The sequence below is a fragment of the Dechloromonas sp. ARDL1 genome (assembly GCF_051122455.1).
In the GTDB taxonomy this organism is placed as follows: domain Bacteria; phylum Pseudomonadota; class Gammaproteobacteria; order Burkholderiales; family Rhodocyclaceae; genus Azonexus.
The window spans coordinates 2,948,565-2,964,023 of the sequence record NZ_CP168939.1; the positions used below are offsets into that span (position 1 = coordinate 2,948,565).

At 60.0% G+C, this 15,459-nt stretch carries 20 protein-coding genes; 15 read left to right on the top strand and 5 right to left on the bottom strand.

Annotation, left to right across the window (positions count from 1 at the left end; all coding sequences use genetic code 11):
- Positions 1–10: 10 nt before the first annotated feature.
- The 13 genes from AB6Q56_RS14585 (at position 11) to AB6Q56_RS14645 (ending at position 7,201) form a co-directional block, all read left to right on the top strand.
- Positions 11–1,096, top strand: a complete 1,086-nt coding sequence (locus AB6Q56_RS14585; RefSeq protein ID WP_434513810.1) for a RecT family recombinase — start codon at positions 11–13, stop codon at positions 1,094–1,096.
- 88 nt (positions 1,097–1,184) lie between these two features.
- A complete protein-coding gene (locus AB6Q56_RS14590; protein ID WP_434513811.1) occupies positions 1,185–1,697 on the top strand; it encodes a hypothetical protein in 513 nt (170 codons plus the stop codon).
- A gap of 2 nt (positions 1,698–1,699) precedes the next feature.
- The gene (locus AB6Q56_RS14595) at positions 1,700–2,545 is read left to right on the top strand and encodes a hypothetical protein (RefSeq protein WP_434513812.1); all 846 of its coding nucleotides are present in this window, start codon (positions 1,700–1,702) and stop codon (positions 2,543–2,545) included.
- Positions 2,542–3,213 carry a 3'-5' exonuclease gene (locus AB6Q56_RS14600; RefSeq protein WP_434513813.1) on the top strand — a complete coding sequence of 224 codons (672 nt, stop codon included), beginning with the start codon at positions 2,542–2,544 and terminating at the stop codon, positions 3,211–3,213. The genes AB6Q56_RS14595 and AB6Q56_RS14600 overlap by 4 nt, the downstream gene beginning before the upstream one ends.
- Positions 3,210–3,398: a hypothetical protein gene (locus AB6Q56_RS14605; protein WP_434513814.1), complete on the top strand. Its 189-nt coding sequence runs from the start codon at positions 3,210–3,212 to the stop codon at positions 3,396–3,398. Before AB6Q56_RS14600 ends, AB6Q56_RS14605 begins: the two co-directional genes overlap by 4 nt.
- Positions 3,399–3,445: 47 nt before the next feature.
- Positions 3,446–3,718 (top strand): hypothetical protein, encoded by a 273-nt coding sequence (locus AB6Q56_RS14610; protein WP_434517193.1) that lies wholly within the window; start codon positions 3,446–3,448, stop codon positions 3,716–3,718.
- Entirely contained in the window at positions 3,715–4,233 is a 519-nt protein-coding gene (locus AB6Q56_RS14615; RefSeq protein WP_434513815.1) for a hypothetical protein, read from the top strand. Before AB6Q56_RS14610 ends, AB6Q56_RS14615 begins: the two co-directional genes overlap by 4 nt.
- Positions 4,230–4,532 (top strand): hypothetical protein, encoded by a 303-nt coding sequence (locus AB6Q56_RS14620; RefSeq protein ID WP_434513816.1) that lies wholly within the window; start codon positions 4,230–4,232, stop codon positions 4,530–4,532. The genes AB6Q56_RS14615 and AB6Q56_RS14620 overlap by 4 nt, the downstream gene beginning before the upstream one ends.
- Positions 4,529–4,987 carry a hypothetical protein gene (locus AB6Q56_RS14625; protein WP_434513817.1) on the top strand — a complete coding sequence of 153 codons (459 nt, stop codon included), beginning with the start codon at positions 4,529–4,531 and terminating at the stop codon, positions 4,985–4,987. The genes AB6Q56_RS14620 and AB6Q56_RS14625 overlap by 4 nt, the downstream gene beginning before the upstream one ends.
- Positions 4,984–5,985, top strand: coding sequence for a hypothetical protein (locus tag AB6Q56_RS14630; protein ID WP_434513818.1), 1,002 nt, complete (start codon positions 4,984–4,986; stop codon positions 5,983–5,985). Before AB6Q56_RS14625 ends, AB6Q56_RS14630 begins: the two co-directional genes overlap by 4 nt.
- A 1-nt stretch (position 5,986) precedes the next feature.
- Positions 5,987–6,547 (top strand): hypothetical protein, encoded by a 561-nt coding sequence (locus AB6Q56_RS14635; protein WP_434513819.1) that lies wholly within the window; start codon positions 5,987–5,989, stop codon positions 6,545–6,547.
- Positions 6,544–6,801, top strand: coding sequence for a hypothetical protein (locus tag AB6Q56_RS14640; RefSeq protein ID WP_434513820.1), 258 nt, complete (start codon positions 6,544–6,546; stop codon positions 6,799–6,801). Before AB6Q56_RS14635 ends, AB6Q56_RS14640 begins: the two co-directional genes overlap by 4 nt.
- A gap of 121 nt (positions 6,802–6,922) precedes the next feature.
- Positions 6,923–7,201, top strand: a complete 279-nt coding sequence (locus tag AB6Q56_RS14645; protein ID WP_434513821.1) for a helix-turn-helix domain-containing protein — start codon at positions 6,923–6,925, stop codon at positions 7,199–7,201.
- On the opposite strand, the gene AB6Q56_RS14650 is transcribed toward AB6Q56_RS14645, so the two are convergent.
- The gene (locus AB6Q56_RS14650; protein ID WP_434513822.1) at positions 7,149–8,324 is read right to left on the bottom strand and encodes a tyrosine-type recombinase/integrase; all 1,176 of its coding nucleotides are present in this window, start codon (positions 8,322–8,324) and stop codon (positions 7,149–7,151) included. The two genes, AB6Q56_RS14645 and AB6Q56_RS14650, sit on opposite strands and share 53 nt — an antisense overlap.
- 328 nt (positions 8,325–8,652) lie before the next feature.
- On the opposite strand from AB6Q56_RS14650, the gene AB6Q56_RS14655 reads away from it, so the two are divergent.
- Positions 8,653–9,264, top strand: coding sequence for a hypothetical protein (locus tag AB6Q56_RS14655; RefSeq protein WP_434513823.1), 612 nt, complete (start codon positions 8,653–8,655; stop codon positions 9,262–9,264).
- Here the strand turns inward: AB6Q56_RS14655 and AB6Q56_RS14660 are convergent.
- Complete coding sequence (locus AB6Q56_RS14660; RefSeq protein ID WP_434513824.1) at positions 9,261–10,394, bottom strand: glycosyltransferase family 4 protein; 1,134 nt, start codon at positions 10,392–10,394, stop codon at positions 9,261–9,263. The genes AB6Q56_RS14655 and AB6Q56_RS14660 overlap by 4 nt on opposite strands.
- A 119-nt stretch (positions 10,395–10,513) precedes the next feature.
- Between AB6Q56_RS14660 and AB6Q56_RS14665 the strand changes: the two genes are divergently transcribed.
- Positions 10,514–11,830 (top strand): carbohydrate porin, encoded by a 1,317-nt coding sequence (locus AB6Q56_RS14665; protein WP_434513825.1) that lies wholly within the window; start codon positions 10,514–10,516, stop codon positions 11,828–11,830.
- A 66-nt stretch (positions 11,831–11,896) separates the two neighbouring features.
- On the opposite strand, the gene AB6Q56_RS14670 is transcribed toward AB6Q56_RS14665, so the two are convergent.
- From AB6Q56_RS14670 to istA, 3 genes are all read right to left on the bottom strand, one after another.
- Positions 11,897–13,006, bottom strand: coding sequence for a glycosyltransferase (locus AB6Q56_RS14670; RefSeq protein ID WP_434513826.1), 1,110 nt, complete (start codon positions 13,004–13,006; stop codon positions 11,897–11,899).
- A 114-nt stretch (positions 13,007–13,120) separates the two neighbouring features.
- Positions 13,121–13,918: an IS21-like element helper ATPase IstB gene (gene istB, locus AB6Q56_RS14675; RefSeq protein ID WP_217021629.1), complete on the bottom strand. Its 798-nt coding sequence runs from the start codon at positions 13,916–13,918 to the stop codon at positions 13,121–13,123.
- Positions 13,911–15,407, bottom strand: a complete 1,497-nt coding sequence (gene istA, locus AB6Q56_RS14680) for an IS21 family transposase (RefSeq protein WP_217021633.1) — start codon at positions 15,405–15,407, stop codon at positions 13,911–13,913. Before istA ends, istB begins: the two co-directional genes overlap by 8 nt.
- Positions 15,408–15,459: the final 52 nt, after the last annotated feature.

Consider the following 15,459-nt stretch of genomic DNA (forward strand, 5'->3'; position numbering starts at 1 on the left):
GATTCACACCATGAACCAACATAACGTCGCAGTGCTGCACGAGGAAACCAGCAGCGCACTTGTACCGCAACAAGATTTCGGAAGCCAAGGTTTGCTGATGGACTTTGAAAAGGTCCGTGCCATGCAGTCGCTGGCCGAGATCATGGCGACTGCAAAAGTTACCGTTCCGGCCCACCTGGCCGGTAAGACTGGTGACTGCCTGGCCGTCGTAATGCAGGCTGCGCAATGGGGAATGAACCCATTCGCCGTCGCGCAGAAGACCCACGTCGTCAATGGCACGCTGGGATACGAGGCGCAGCTGGTAAATGCCGTGGTTCAGGCTTGCGGCGCCATCGTTGGACGCTTTCACTACGAATACCAAGGCGAAGGCGCGAACGTGGCTTGCCGAGTCGGCGCTGTGATCAAGGGCGAGAAGGAAATCACCTGGAACGAATTCCTGTCTGCCGCCAGCGTAACGACCAAGAACTCTCCGCTGTGGAAGACAAATCCGAAGCAGCAACTCGGTTATCTGCAGGTCAAGAACTGGGCGCGCGCCCATACCCCGGGCGCAATCCTAGGTGTCTATTCCGATGACGAACTCGAAGTGCTGCCGCTACGCGACATGGGCAATGCCGAAGTGGTCGGCGATCCGATTACTCCGAGCAACACCCGTACCGAAGCCTTGAAATCCCACCTTGGCGCCAGCAAGAAGAAGGGCTCCATCACGCTTGAGCAAGTAATCGCAGGCCTCAATGCCGCGAATACGCCGGACGAACTGCTGTCCGCTGCCGAGCAAGCCAAGGCGCTGTCCGGCGACGATAAGGCAAAGGCTGGCGCCGCTTACACGGCACGCCTGCAGCAACTAAAGGCCGCTGCTCACGGTGTTGATACCGCGACCGGTGAAGTCATCGATCCGGACGACGCCGCACTGCGCCAGGTCGAGCAAGGAAGCGGAGCAATGTACTACGCCGAAGTCGCCAGCGCACTGGAGAAAGCCGAGAACAAAGATGACTTCGACGCCGCCTGTGACCTGATCCAGCACGTCGGTAACGCCACCCAGCGCGACGAACTTAGTCACATCGTCAAGCGCCGCCTGGCTGAGTTCAAGGCGCAGTAACCAAGTTTCGGCCCCGAAAGCGCAACCCTTCCTACCCTGACCCCGCGTCAGTAGGGGCCACCCAATACCACCACAAGGAGCCAATCGAATGTTTTCTCTTGCCCATCAAAAAGCAAAACTCGCAAGCGTGAATCCCCGCGCGGAAATCCACGGCCAGGATCGCAAGATGGCTGTGGATTTGAAATTTGAGGTGAAGGTTTCGAATGATGTCTTGTCCGAATTCGATCCGTCTTTGAAGTCGGCGCTCTACAAGAAGGGCGAAACTCAAGGCGATCTGATCGACGAACCCGGCCATCTTCCCGCCCTGAAGTTTCCCGAAATGGGCGCCATCAAGTGGGGCAAAGACTTCGCCGGATACAACACCATCATTCACTACGGCGTCAGCGGTGCGCAGGACATCACCATGCTGGAATGCCAGGTCGACAACTTCCGCTTTGACTGCCAGGACGGCGGCACGGTAACGGTTTCGTTCCGCGTCATCGCCCACCCGGAACCTACCGAACTGGGGCGGCTGTGCGAAATGATCCAGCAAGAAGTCGAGATGTCGCTGATCGAGCCGCAAGTCGAAACTGTTCAGCAACTGTTTGGCGAGGCTGCTTGATCATGCAAGAGAAAATTATCGAAATCCTGTCCGTCGCTAAAGACTGGATGACTGCTAGCGAACTGGCCGACAAGGGCAAGTGGCGCAGCCCGGCGCATGTCGGACTTGCGCTCAAGCAAATGACCGGCGTAGAGCATCGCACCTCGCCCACCAAGAAGATGGACAACGGCATGCCGGCAAAGGAATACAAGCTGGTCGACAAGTCATTTCAAGAACAGATGGCAGTTATCCGGAAAAACCGGACAACTGAACCGAAGATGCCGATCGACAAGGAGTGCTGCAACGCGGCGAAGGTTGTTGCAACCACGGCAAGCCAGGAGGTTTCCGAGCTGCGCAACCGGATCAGTGAACTCGAGCTCGACGCTACCCGCATGCTCGAATATCTGGGCGAGAAGAACCAGCGCATCGAAGCGCTCGAAGAAGAGATCGGCCAGCGCAATCGCGAGATCGAAAAGCTGATTGCTGACCGAAACAGCCACCGCGACGATGTTATGTTGTGGGAACGAACCATGATGAAGATGGTTGGTGAGGATGGCGTCGGATCGGTATCGCGCGCCATTTCTACGCTGCAGTCTGACCTCGGCCATGCCCGCATCCAGATCGACGCACTCAATGAGCAACTGATGGCCGGCGAAGAAGCGGTCGACGTGAAGGATGCCGCTCGCGGTTATTTGGTCTGCGCCCCGAAGCGCAAGCCGGCCAAGCTGATGAAGGCTGAGAGCGCCGTCGCCCGCGCGAAGTCCGCAGCGAAGGCCACCGGGCGCGGCGAAGTCTTCGCCCTGGTTCCTGTCGGTGTCGCCACCCGTAAGCAGATTCGAGCCGTCGAGTTCAAGGAACGCGCGGCATGACCGCCATCATTTTCGACACCGAAACAACCGGCATCAACGAGCCCGAAGTTATCGAGGCCGCGTTCCTGTCGATCCTCAACCCGTTCTCGCTTGGAATCACATCCGAGTATTGCCAGCGTTTCAAGCCGAGCAAGCGCATCGAGCTCGGCGCGCTGGCCACCCACCACATCCTCGACGAGGATCTGGACGATTGCCCGCCGTCCTCAGAATTCCGGTTGCCGAACGGCATCGAGTACATCATCGGCCACAACGTCGACTACGACTGGAAGGTGATCGGCGAGCCACCAGTCAAGCGCATCTGCACCCTGGCGCTGTGCCGCCACCTGTTCCCTGAGGCAGACAGCCACAGCCAGTCGGCCATGATCTACCTGTTCCGGCGCGCCACTGCCCGCGACAAGCTCAAGAACGCGCACGCCGCGCTGGATGACGTGAAGAACTGCCGGATCATTCTTGATGTTGTCCTCGACAAGATGGGGGCAACGCAGGAAACCACCTGGGAGGACGTGTGGCTTTTCAGCGAAAAGGCCCGCATCCCAACAGTGATGACCTTCGGCAAACACAAGGGAGAGGCAATCGCCAACATTCCCATCGACTACAAGGCATGGCTGCTGCGCCAGCCCGACGTTGATCCCTACCTTGTTAAGGCGCTGCGCGGGGAGTTGTCATGAGCTCGACCTTTACCACCTGCGAAGGAAGCAAGTGCCCGAGCGCGAAGAACTGCCGGCGCTTCACCGAACGCAACAGCCACGAGTCGGTACCTGCCGCGCTCTGGATTCGCCGCGAAGCCGGTACTAGCGCCAGCGACATGTACCTCCCCATCGAAGTTGTCAGCACGTTCAGCAAGGAGTCCTGATAGTGCGCTGCCAGGCCTGCCGACGCCCTTTAACGAATCCGGTCAGCATGCAGCACGGCCTCTGGCCGGATTGCCTGCGCCGCGCGGTCAAGGCCGGCACGGCTCCCCTCGAAGCGCTAGAGGAGCTGAAGGACTGGCAGCGCATCAAACCCCGGCCGGCCAAGCGTAAAGCCGAGCTGGCCACGAATACCCAACGCAGTGCGACGCCCGACCTGTTCGACCAGGTGAGACAGGCCGCAATCGAATCGCTCAAGGCTGCCGCTGCTGAATGCGCGGCGCTGGGCGTCACCGTTTCACTGAGCATTGAGGAAAGAGCATGAGCTTTGACAAACAATTCGACGGCAGCGATGCGCACCTCCTTCCGTCCAGCCCAGCCGAGTGCGCGGCCTACCTGCGCCGCTACAACGCCTGGCGCCGTGGTGATGACACCATCGAGCAGCCGGAACCCAAAGAGCTTGGCTTCGCCATTGCTATGGCTGCCGAGCTGATCGTGCAGCGCCCCGACTTCCGCGAAATGCGCGAAATGCTCCGAGCCATGCAGGCGGGTGAGCTGACCGTCAGCCGCGGAATTGAGATCCTGGATATGTGGCACGCAGGAAACTGGAACGACAACATGCTCCCGCCCGTGCGCCACGATCTGATCGAAGAAGATTCGATGCCGGTTGAGATCATCGACAGGCTCAAGAAGCAGCGCGACGATCTGCTGGCGGCGCTGGAGGTCATGTTGCGCGACATGAAAGCCGTTGATTCGGCCGGTCAGTACGGCCTTGAATTGATGCCAGCAATCAACCAAGCAGAAGCCGCCATCGCCAGCGCGAAAGGCGGTGCAGCGTGAGCAACGAGAAGCCGCTATTTATCCCGCTGAAACGCGAGTATTTCGAACAGTTCGCGCGCGGCGACAAAGAGTGGGAATTCCGCCAAGAAGGCCCTCGATGGAATTCCCGGACCTGCCGCATCGGGCGTCGCGTCGTTCTGAGCCTTGGCTACGGCAAGAAGCACCGCATGTTCGGCGAGGTCGTCGATTACCGCTTGGACAACGCGCCGACACAGACGCCGGCATGGAAGGATTGCTACGGCGACAAAGGCGGCCTTGCCGCGTGCATCAAGATCAAATTGGAAGGCGGTTCAAAATGAGCCGCAAAACCTGCAAGCGCCGCATCCGCACGACCGGAAATCTGCGCCTCGCGTGCTGCCCCTGGAAGATCACCGCCGTCTATTACCCGCTCGATCGCATCCTGCACCAGATCGAGAGCGACGGCACGGTCGACGTGATCCAGGGCAAGGCCGTATTCAACGAGTGCATGCGCGGCGAGTGGTACGAAATGGCGCCGGCTATGGAAGGGATCGTCGATTTTCACAAGCTCGCCAATCAGAGACACGGCCTGTCAGCTGACACATCCGGAATCGAACGACTGGCAAAGAAGCTTGAATATGCCTCGCCGCTCTTCGAGTCGGACATCGAGGCAGCCAAGAAATCAATCGACTCCTGCAAACGGGAAGCGCTGAAGCTCACGCTCGATCAGGCGCAGGACATTCTCGACACGGTACGGATCGCCACAGAACTGGAAAGACTGAAGGAGGCAGCATGAACATTAGCAGAGAGCAAATCCTTGCGCTTGCCGAGGTCAAGACGACTAACGTAAGCGTTGAGCTTTATGTAGCAGGCGTGAAAGCCCGTGAGTGGCTGGGTTGCGGAGACTGGAATGTTGATGCCGCGCAGAAGATTGCGGATGAAATCAACGGGAAGGCTGTGATCCGCGATGAAGCAGCAATCGCCGCCTACAAGGCGGAATTGCTGAAGGAAGCCGGGGAGCCGGTTGCTCACCTACGCTTTTGGGCTGGTCAATATTACTCAGGGCGTGGGGATATTGAATACGACGAAGGCTTTGAAGTAACACGAAGCAATAAAGAAGGCGATGACGGCAGCGAAGCCTTTCCAGTATTCACCTCCGACCAAGTAGCCGCAGCCGTGGCAAAGGCAACTAAGCCGCTGGAGGAAGAGGTTGCCGTACTGAAAGAGACTAAGGAAAACATTTGGTCTGCGCTAAAGACGGTAGAAACACAACTCGCCGCCGCGCAGGAAGAGATTGAGCGACTTCAAGAGCTTGTTGGTACTGACGCATCGGTCATTGCGGAGCTACACACCCAACTCGCTGATAAGTCTACAGAATCCGATCGCAGGCTTAATTTAATGAATCAGCTTGATGCAAATAACGAGGAGTTACGTGCCCAACTCGTTGCGGCGCAGGAAGAAAACAAACTAATCATGCTGAACCTGACGCAGTGCGGAGAACAACTTGTCGCTGCACAGGAAGAAATCGAACGGTTGAAGCGCAGCATCAAGCTTGAGCAACAGCTTTCCGATTCTCTGAAGATGGCAGCACGTATGCCGGGAACAGGGAATTACGTCGATTGGATCAAGAATATCCGCAATTCACACGACCAACTCGCAACGGCAGAGCAGCGAGTCGCTGAGGCTTGTGCCAAATTTGCTGAATATCTTTGTGACCGCAGCAGATTCTATAGATACGAATTTACTGATGGCGTTCGGCGCAGCGAATACCGCAAGTTCATGAAGGGAGAGTGAGATGGAACGCTACAACAAATATTTGGTGCTCAAAATCGCCGACATCGAAAAGTACCTCAATGATGATAAGCAGATGAAGTTCGATGCTCTGGTCACTTGCATCCGTGTCGGTAGGCTTCACGACGGCAAGAAGGATCAACAGTATGTTTGCGTAGCTGCAGACTGGCCGATGTATGAGCAGGTCTGGGGGATGGTCGAGGCTTTTGTCGATAACAAACCCTCTGAAATCGAACAACTCCGCGCCCGCATCGCCGAACTCGAAGCCCAATCCGATCCTGAAGCCTTGCACATCGCGTACTTGCAGGGGCAGGCAACTGCTAATGAAACAACTCGGAAACAAGCAGATCGGATTAAGGAACTCGAAGCCGATCAGGCTGCGGCGGTTCTACGCGAGAAGCAATGGTTTGATTCTGTTTTTGGACTATCTTATGGCACGGACTGGAACAATGGCCCCCGTGCCGAGATATACCGCCCAAAGCTGGCAGCCTTGCTGACGGCACCGATCTCAACCGAAGCACTCGATGCCTATGTCGCGGAGAAGGTGAAGGAGGCGATGAAATGAGCGAACAAGCTAGAAAGACGATTACTGCGCTTTCAGAGCTTTGCGAACGATACGAAAAGCAAATCGCCACCCTGAACCGCCAGCGTGACTTGGCGGTTGAGGCGTTGGAAAAGTCTCGTGAAGCGCTGCAGTTTGCCAACGATAGCCCCGGCGGCGGCATCGTCGACACGATTTGGATGATGCACAGTCCTGAAACTCTGTTTGATTTCATGGACGCCACCATCTCCACCATCAAAGAAAGCGATGGGAAGTGATGAAGTGGATAAAAGTCACGGCGTTCTGCGTTCTTTCTCCGCTATTCGCTTTCGGATGGTTCTTTGCAGGAATGATGTGCTCATCCGATGATGTTGAGAATGCAGTTAAGGAGTTGTTGAAATGATGGGCGAAACCATCGATTCAGCGGAATGCTCAGAGCTTCTCCGCTGCACACCTGAACAGGTCGAAGAACTGGCCCGGTCCGGTGAGATTCCGGGTCTGAAGCTTGGCCGTGGTTGGCTGTTCGTCCGCTCTGACCTGCTGTCATATCTTGCCGAGAAAGCGAGGGCCGAAGCACAGGAGCGCCGCGCGAAGCGTCAGCCAGTAATGAACCGCTCTCCCGACATCAAGCCGCGCCGTCGGCAACCTCCGGCGCTGCCGGCTTTGAATCATGAATAGCCCATATGCGCTGCGCCAGATCAGTCCCACGAAAACTGGCGTAGCGCTGGGCCATGGTCGAGTTTGCCGACCAGCCCATGATCCGGTTGATCTCTTCAAGCCGGAAAACCCAATTCCCATTTGCATCACGCAGTTCTAGCCAGCGACAAGTCGCTTCGTGCCGGAGGTCGTGCTCGTTCAGTCCTTGGCATCCGGCAAAGTCGAATGCCGACTTGAAGCGCTCCGATAAGCGCTGCGTCACCTTCTTCAGCGTCATGTCGGGTTCTTCTTCCATGAACGGGAACAGGTTGGCCGTTGGCAACAGATGCCGCGTAGCTAGATAGTCGGTCAGTGCCTTGTGCACCTCGGGCCTGATCGGAACGTCACGGAATACTACCTTTCCGCGCCACTGCTTAGAGCATTGAACGCGCATCACCTTGTTCGTCAGATCGATCTGTCCGCGCTTCAGGGTATAGGCCTCGCGAAGGCGCAGCCCTGAATAGACGATCATGATGAACATGGTCACCAGGGCATTACCGCCTTGCAGGTGCAGCGCGCATCGGCGCCCCTCTGGCTTATGACCTTGCATCACGGCAATGATCCTCTGTTCTTCTCCAGCATGCAGCCGGCGATCCCGTGTCACGTCGATCTTGTGCTTACCGCCATTCGCCTCGGCCAGACGCTTATCCATGTCTGTATAGCTGCTGTACCCCTTTGGTAGCAGGCGCACCGGGTTCTGCATGACCACGTCCGGATTGTGGCGCAGGTATTCATCGATCGCACGGCCAAGCGCCTGGATGCGATGGCGGATCGAATTCGGCGCGAGGTTATTCTTAACCTTGAGTTGCTGCACATAGCCTGACAGCCATGCATAGGTTGCATCGGACAACTTCACGTCGCCGACCTCGGACATCAGCGAGCCAAGCGGAGACTGCTGTGAAGGTGCCGCCAAGCCGCTGCTTGCCCACATCCGGATGACGTACCCCAATGACTTGCTGGCAACCGGTGCAGGCTTCAGCAATTCATCCGGAGGGGCAATGTTGGCCATCTTCATCAGGTGCCATTGTTCGCCGTAGGCATTGGCTTCGGCTTCGGTGTCGAATGTGAAATACTTGCGACCGCCAGGCAGGGAAGGATGCCGCAAACCTATCTCCCATTTGCCGGATGGTTTCTGTCTGGCCCGTGCCATGTCCGCCCCTGAATCGAAATAACCGGACGGCTATTCTATCGGTCAACTGGCGGCTAAGACGCCATTTTGTGGCGTCTGATACCGATTTTCAGGGTATTTGAGGCGGGTTTCAGCAAGGCGCTAATTCGCGTTTTGCCATTAAATCAGTAACTTACCGACTTATTCAGAATGACCCCGTCCGCTACAAGATCGAACTGATACAGCGCGCGTAATCACCACGGGCAATCCACATCAAGGCGGCGCCTTCGGCAATGCGGAACAATGCCGGCCAAAGGAGACCGCCATGCGATTGCCCGACTACATTGCCCGAGTTCCCGTCATCACCCTGCGCGATCCGCTGGCGGAAGTGCTCGGGGCCGCCGAAGCCGGCCTGATCGATTACAGCTTTGCCGATGCGGTAAAACTGGCCGGACACGCCTGCCCGACGGTGGCCGGCGCCTGGCTGGCTGCCATCGCTGGACTGCAAGCCCTCTACGGCCGGGAAACACCCGTTCGCGGCGACATCGCCGTAGCCCTGCCGGAGACGGTCGACGCAGGCGTCGCCGGGGTCATCGCCAGCATTGCGACGTTACTCACCGGGGCGGCGGCGGCCGGCGGATTCAAGGGGCTCGGCGGCCAGTACGGGCGGCGCAACCTGCTTTCCTTCGGCGTGCATGGCGTCGCCGGCATCCGCCTCACGCGTCGCGACACCGGCGTCGCGGTGGATTGCGTGACACGTCTGCACAAGGTGGCAGGCGACCCGCGCCTGGGCGAATTGTTGCCGAATGTCATCCTCGGCACGGCCAGCGCGGCGGAAAGCCAGCTCTTCCGCGAACTCTGGCAGGATCGGGTGGAACGCATCCTGAACGCCGACAAGGATGGGATCGTCGAAGTGTTCAGGGTGAACAGGCCCTAACACATCGCTTCACGCACCACCGTCTCGAAACGTTCGACGACAGACGACCAGCGATGCGCATGCATCGACGCGCGGGCGGCGACGCCCATGCGCGGCCACTTTTCTGCGCTCATCGCCATCTCGCCAGCAATCCTGATGTAGGCCTCGCCATCGCCGGGCGCCACCAGGCGCCCATTGTCGCCGTCGACGATCAATTCGGCGGCAGCGGCGCTGCGGTAGGCCAGAACCGGCAAGCCGCTGGCCATCGCCTCGGCCACCACGTTGCCGTAGGTTTCGGTCAGGCTGGGAAACAGGAAAAGATCGGCGCTGGCATAGTGTGCCGCCAGGTCGGCACCGGTGCGCATGCCGGCGAAGTGGTGATCCGGATGATCGATCGCCAGCTGTCGGGCGGAGGGACCATCGCCCACCCAGACCATGACGGCCCGGGGATGCTGCAGGCGAATCGCCGCGAACGAGCGCTCGACCAGGTTCAGGTTCTTTTCCGGCGCCAGCCGACCGACATAGAGGCAGACCGGCACGTCGGCACCGCCACCCCACTCGGCGCGCAATGCCATGTCGCGCCGTCGCGGGTCGAAAAGCCGGGTGTCGACACCGCGACCGACGACGCGCACCCCGTTCAAACCCTCGCCGGCCAGGTCGGCGGCCAGCGCCGCGGTCGGCACCATCGTCGCCAAAGTGCGCCGATGCAGGGTGCGCAGATAGGCGGCAACGGCCGGCCGCATCCAGCCCAGTCCGTAATGCACGCTATAGCGGTCGAAATTGGTATGGAAGCCGGATGTCACCGGAATGCCGATCCGGCGCGCCACATTGACGGCAGACCAGCCGAGCGGCCCCTCGGTGACCACATGCACCAGATCCGGCCGGAGCCTTTTCCATTCGCGATGCAAGCGCCCCCCCGCCGGCAATCCGAAGCGCAGGCCGGCATAACCGGGAAGCGGCAGGCCTGGTAGGGCCAGCTCATGCTCGCCGCCGATATCGCCCCGTCCCTGGCGTGGACGGATTACGCGCACGCGATGGCCCCGCTCGCGCAAGCCGCCGACCAGCCGGCCGACCGTCATGGCGACGCCGTTGATTTCAGGGGGAAAGGTTTCGGTGACAAAGGCGATTTCGAGCGAATTCGACGTAGGCATGATGGCTCCCGGTTGTCCGAAAGCGTAGCCAGCCAGCACTACAGTCCGATGACAGGATTCGTCACCCGGCTGTCACGTTCAAACCCTATAATTCGCGGTTTGCGATTTTCCGTTTCACCATGCGCACCCATTCCGCCCTTTTGCTCGCCCTGAGCATCGCAACCATCGCTCAAGCCGCCGAAGAAGTCCACGAAGACTGGCAGCTCAAGGGCCAGGCCACGTATATCGGGCAGAAACTCAAAAGCTTCCGCTCGTCCTACGGCGACAAGAACAGCCTGAACGGCGATGGCGACAGCAGCTACACCTTCACGTCAACCGCCTTTCTCGGCGCGCGGCTATGGAAGGGGGCCGAGGCCTACCTCAACGTCGAGGCCGGCCAGGGCGACCCAATGTCCGGACTGGTCGGCCTGGGTGGTTTTTCCAACGGGGAAGCGACCCGCGTTTCCGGCAACAGCATCAGGGCCTACCGCCAGCGCCTGTTTCTTCGCCAGACCTGGGGCCTGGGCGATGAAACCGAATACCAGGAATCCGATTTCAACCAGATGGCAGGCCGCGTCGCGAAGGATCGCTTCGTGCTAACGGTCGGCAACTTTTCCGTCCTCGACATCTTCGACGACAACGCCTACGCCAAGGACCCGCGCACCCAGTTCATGAACTGGAGCAACATGGCGCACACCGCCTACGACTACGCCGCCGACGCGCGCGGCTTCGGCTGGGGCTTCGCCGCCGAGTGGTACAAGGGCGACTGGGTGCTGCGCTTCGGGCGCATGACCGGCCCCAAGCTGCCGAACGGCAGCGAAGTCGACTTCCGTATCCTGCGCCACTACGGCGACCAGATCGAAATCGAGCACGCGCACAAGATCGCCGAGCGTCCCGGCAAAGTCCGCCTGCTCGCCTTCCGCAACCGTGCCAAGCTCGCCGCCTATACCGAAGCCGGCGACTGGCTTGCCGCCAACCCCGGCGTCGACGCGCAGGCCATCAATCACGTGCGCAACGGCGAACGCATCAAATATGGTTTCGGCATCAACCTCGAGCAGGAAGTTGCCGACGATCTCGGCTGGTTCCTGCGCGCCATGCATGCCGACGGACGCACCGAAACCTATGCCTTCACCGAGGCCGACGGCTCCTTCTCGACCGGCCTGTCGCTCAAGGGCGGGCGCTGGAACCGGCCCGACGACACCATCGGCATCGCCTGGATGCGCAACACCATTTCCAGCGAACGCCGCGACTACCTGGCCCGGGGCGGACTCTCCTTCTTCATCGGCGATGGCAAGCTGGCCTACGGCCCCGAACACATCTTTGAAACCTACTACAGCTGGAAGGCCCTGGCCGGCCTGTGGCTGACCGCCAACTATCAGCACATCGGGAATCCTGCCTACAACGCCGACCGCGGCCCGGCGAACATCTATTCGCTGCGCATGCACGCCGAGTTCTGAGCGGCACGGGCGGGGCCGCCCAGCCCGCAGCAAAGGTGTCGGCTGGCCCGCAAGCGGGTCGTTAGCTCAGGCCGCAGCAGTCAGCGGCGACAACGCAGCGCTCGGCTTCCCAGCCAGCTGGCGATAGAGTTGGGCGAGACGCCCGGCCATCGCCTCATCGCTCCATTCCCGCGCATAAAGCGGTGCCTCGTCGCCCAGATGCCGCCAGGCTGCGGGATGATCGACGAAATGTCCCAGTGTCTCACCGAAGGCCTTGCTGTCGCCAGGCGGCGAAAAGGCGCCGCGGCCGGGCGCCAGGATATCGATTGTCCCCATCTCGGCCAGCGCGATCACCGGCAGCCCCGCCGCCATGGCCTCTAGCAGGACCAGGCCTTGGGTTTCCGTACGCGACGCAAAAACGAACACATCGGCAGCCGCGTAGCAGTCGGGCAGCCCCTGCCGGCGGTCAAGATAGCCGACGAAGCGCACTGATTCGGTCAAGCCAAGCGTCGTCACCTGTTTCTGCAGATCGCCCATCGCCGGCCCCTCGCCGGCAATCATCAGCAATAAATCGGGACGCCGCTGCCGGGCATGCACCATCGCCTCAAGCAGGAAGCCGATATTTTTCTCATGCGCCACGCGGCCGACGAACAAGGCCAGCGGCCGGTCTTCGGCAATGCCATGACGCAGGCGGAAGTCCATGCCGTTGCCGTCGGCGAACTGCGCCATCGGGATGCCGGTAGGCAGCACGTGCAGCGGCGCCGTCACGCCATAGGCTTCGAGGCGCTGGCGCATGGCGGTCGATGGCACGATCACCGCGTCGAGCGCATTGCACTGCCGACGCGAGAAGCGCCGCGCCAGCGCGCGCAGCCAGGCGGCGGGCAGGAAGGGCGCGTAGTGCTGCAGGTATTCCTCGAACAAGGTGTGATAGGTCGCCACGACCGGCCGGCCGAGTCTCCGCCCTGCCTTCAGCCCGGCGTAATGCGCAATGAACGGCGTCTGAACATGGATCAGGTCGCAATCCGCCGCCTCGGCCAGCACAGCGCGGTGCATGGCGCGCCAGCCGACCATGCGGTCCTCAGGATCGCCGGGAACCGGACGCCCGGCGACCCGGACGATGCCCGGCTGTCGGCGCGCGTTTAAATTTGACCACCTGTGCGCGTTGAATTTTGACCAGGGGTGATAGCCACCTGACATAGGTTGGCTTGTGGATAAGTGTAGCTCAGAACAACCGATTTTCGAGCCACGATGATTGCGTTGGGAAAGCCGTGGAGGACGAAGTCCGGAACGGATTTCCCAACGCGGCCCCGATCAGAACACGCCTTCCTCGGGGGGAGCGCCCCGCTTGCTCTGTTCTCGTGCCTTGATCCTCGACTTGGCGGTGGCCGTACTGTGTCGGAAACGGAACGACTCGTTGCCGGTCTCCACGATTTGGCAGTGATGTGTCAGCCGGTCGAGCAGCGCCGTGGTCATCTTGGCGTCGCCGAACACGCTCGGCCATTCGGCGAAGGTCAGATTGGTCGTGATCATCACGCTGGTGTGCTCGTAGAGTTTCGACAGTAGGTGAAACAGCAAGGCACCGCCGGCCTGGCTGAATGGCAGGTAGCCCAACTCATCGAGAATGACTAGGTCCATGCGCAGCAGCCCCAAGGCAATCCGCCCGGCTTTGCCAGCAGCCTTCTCCAATTCCAGGGCATTGACCAGGTCGACCGTCGAGAAGAAGCGCACGCGTTTGCTGTGATGCGCAATGCCCGAAACGCCCAGCGCCGTAGCGAGGTGTGTCTTGCCGGTGCCCGTGCCGCCAATGAACACGACGTTCTGGGCCTCATCGGCAAAGGAGAGGTCGGCCAGTTGCCGGATCAGCTTCTGATCGACCTTGGATTGCTCAAAGTCGAAGCCAGCTAGATCCCGATGCACCGGGAAGCGGGCGGCATGCATCTGATAGCCAATCGAACGCATCACCCGGTCGGTGTGCTCGGCTTGAAGCAGATGCTCGATCAGCCAGCGTGATGATTCAATCCCCATTCCGCCATTGGCCGACAGTTCCTCCCAGGCGCCTGCCATGCCATGCAAACGAAGTTCCTTAAACTCGCTCAGCAGCTCACGCATGATCAGTCACCTCCGTACGCAGCCGGTCGTACCGTCCAGTATCGGCAACCGGCACTTCGCTGACAGTGAGCACAGTTTCCACCGGTGGCGGCAAGGGGCCGGATTTGAGCCGGTTGAGCATGTTCTCGATGTGCTCCGCACTGGGCAAACCCGATTCCAGCACCAGATCAACCGCGACCAGAACGGCCTCCAGACCGAACTGTGCAATCGCCGACAGCACCTTGGCCATCACCCGATCGCCGCCTTCCCGGCGCAGAAGCAAACCGCGCAATCGTTGCAAGGGCTCCGGCATGTCGGCAAACGGCGCGCCATTTCGCAAGGCCCCCGGCTTGCGTTCGATCAGCGGAATGTAGTGCTGCCAGTCGTAGAGGGTTTGCTGGCGACTGAAGCTACGGGGATGCCTGGCAACACGCATATCGTGCGCCACAATCTCGATCCGTTCCGGATAAAACCGCAGGCTGACCGCCTGCCCCACCAACTCGCACGGCACGGAGTAGCGATTACGATCCAGTGTCACCAGACAGGTACTGGAGACCTTGCCCAGGGTTTCGACGTAGCCATCGAACGGCGCCACCATCGGCATCAGACTCGGTTGCTCGTGTTCGAGCATCTCTGCCACCGTCAGATCGGCATACTCGGGATGACGCAATTCCTGCCACAGGCTGCGACAGCGTTCGAGCAGCCAGACATTCAGATCAGCGAACGAACCGAACCGCTCCTTGCTGGCATCCTGCCAGAGCCGATGCCGGCTATCCTGGACATTCTTCTCGACAACGCCTTTCTCCCAGCCGCTGGCGACATTGCAGAAGTCCGGATCGAACAGGTAGTGGGACGCCATCGCAGAGAAGCGCGCATTAACGATGCGGGATTTGCCCTTCTGCACCTTGTCGACCGCCGTCTTCATGTTGTCGTAGATGCCGCGCCGAGGAATGCCGCCCAACGCAGCAAACGAACGCGTGTGCGCATCGAACAGCATCTCGTGACCCTGCGTCGGGTAGGCCTGAACGACGAACGCCCGACTGGCACAAAGCTTCAGGTGCGAAGCGAGTATCTTCCGCCACACCCCGCCAATGACCAGATGCTCTTCGCTCCAGTCAAACTGAAAGGCTTCGCCCAGCTCGAAATGGAGCGGTACAAAGGCCTTGCTGACCGCCGCACCCCCATCGGCCCGCCAGCGCCGGATGAATTCGGTGACCCGACAGTAGGTGCCGGTAAATCCCGCAGCCTGCAATTCACCAAAGAGTTTCAGCGCTGTCCGCCGATCCCGTTTCGGCCGACGGGCATCCGTTTCCAGGGCTTTGATGAGGCGCGCCGCATACGGCGCTATCTTGATGTTCGGGTTTTGCCGCTCATACTTCGGCTCCGTCCCTTCCGGTGTCCGCAACCATCGCTTCACGGTATTCCGGCTATACCCCGTCTTCCGCGAAATCTCGGACAGCGACATGCCGTCCCGGTAAAACAACCGCCGAATCCTGCCCAGATCCTTCATGGTGATCATCTCCAAAAACCCTGCTCAAAAAATGAGCAGGTGAGTTAATCAC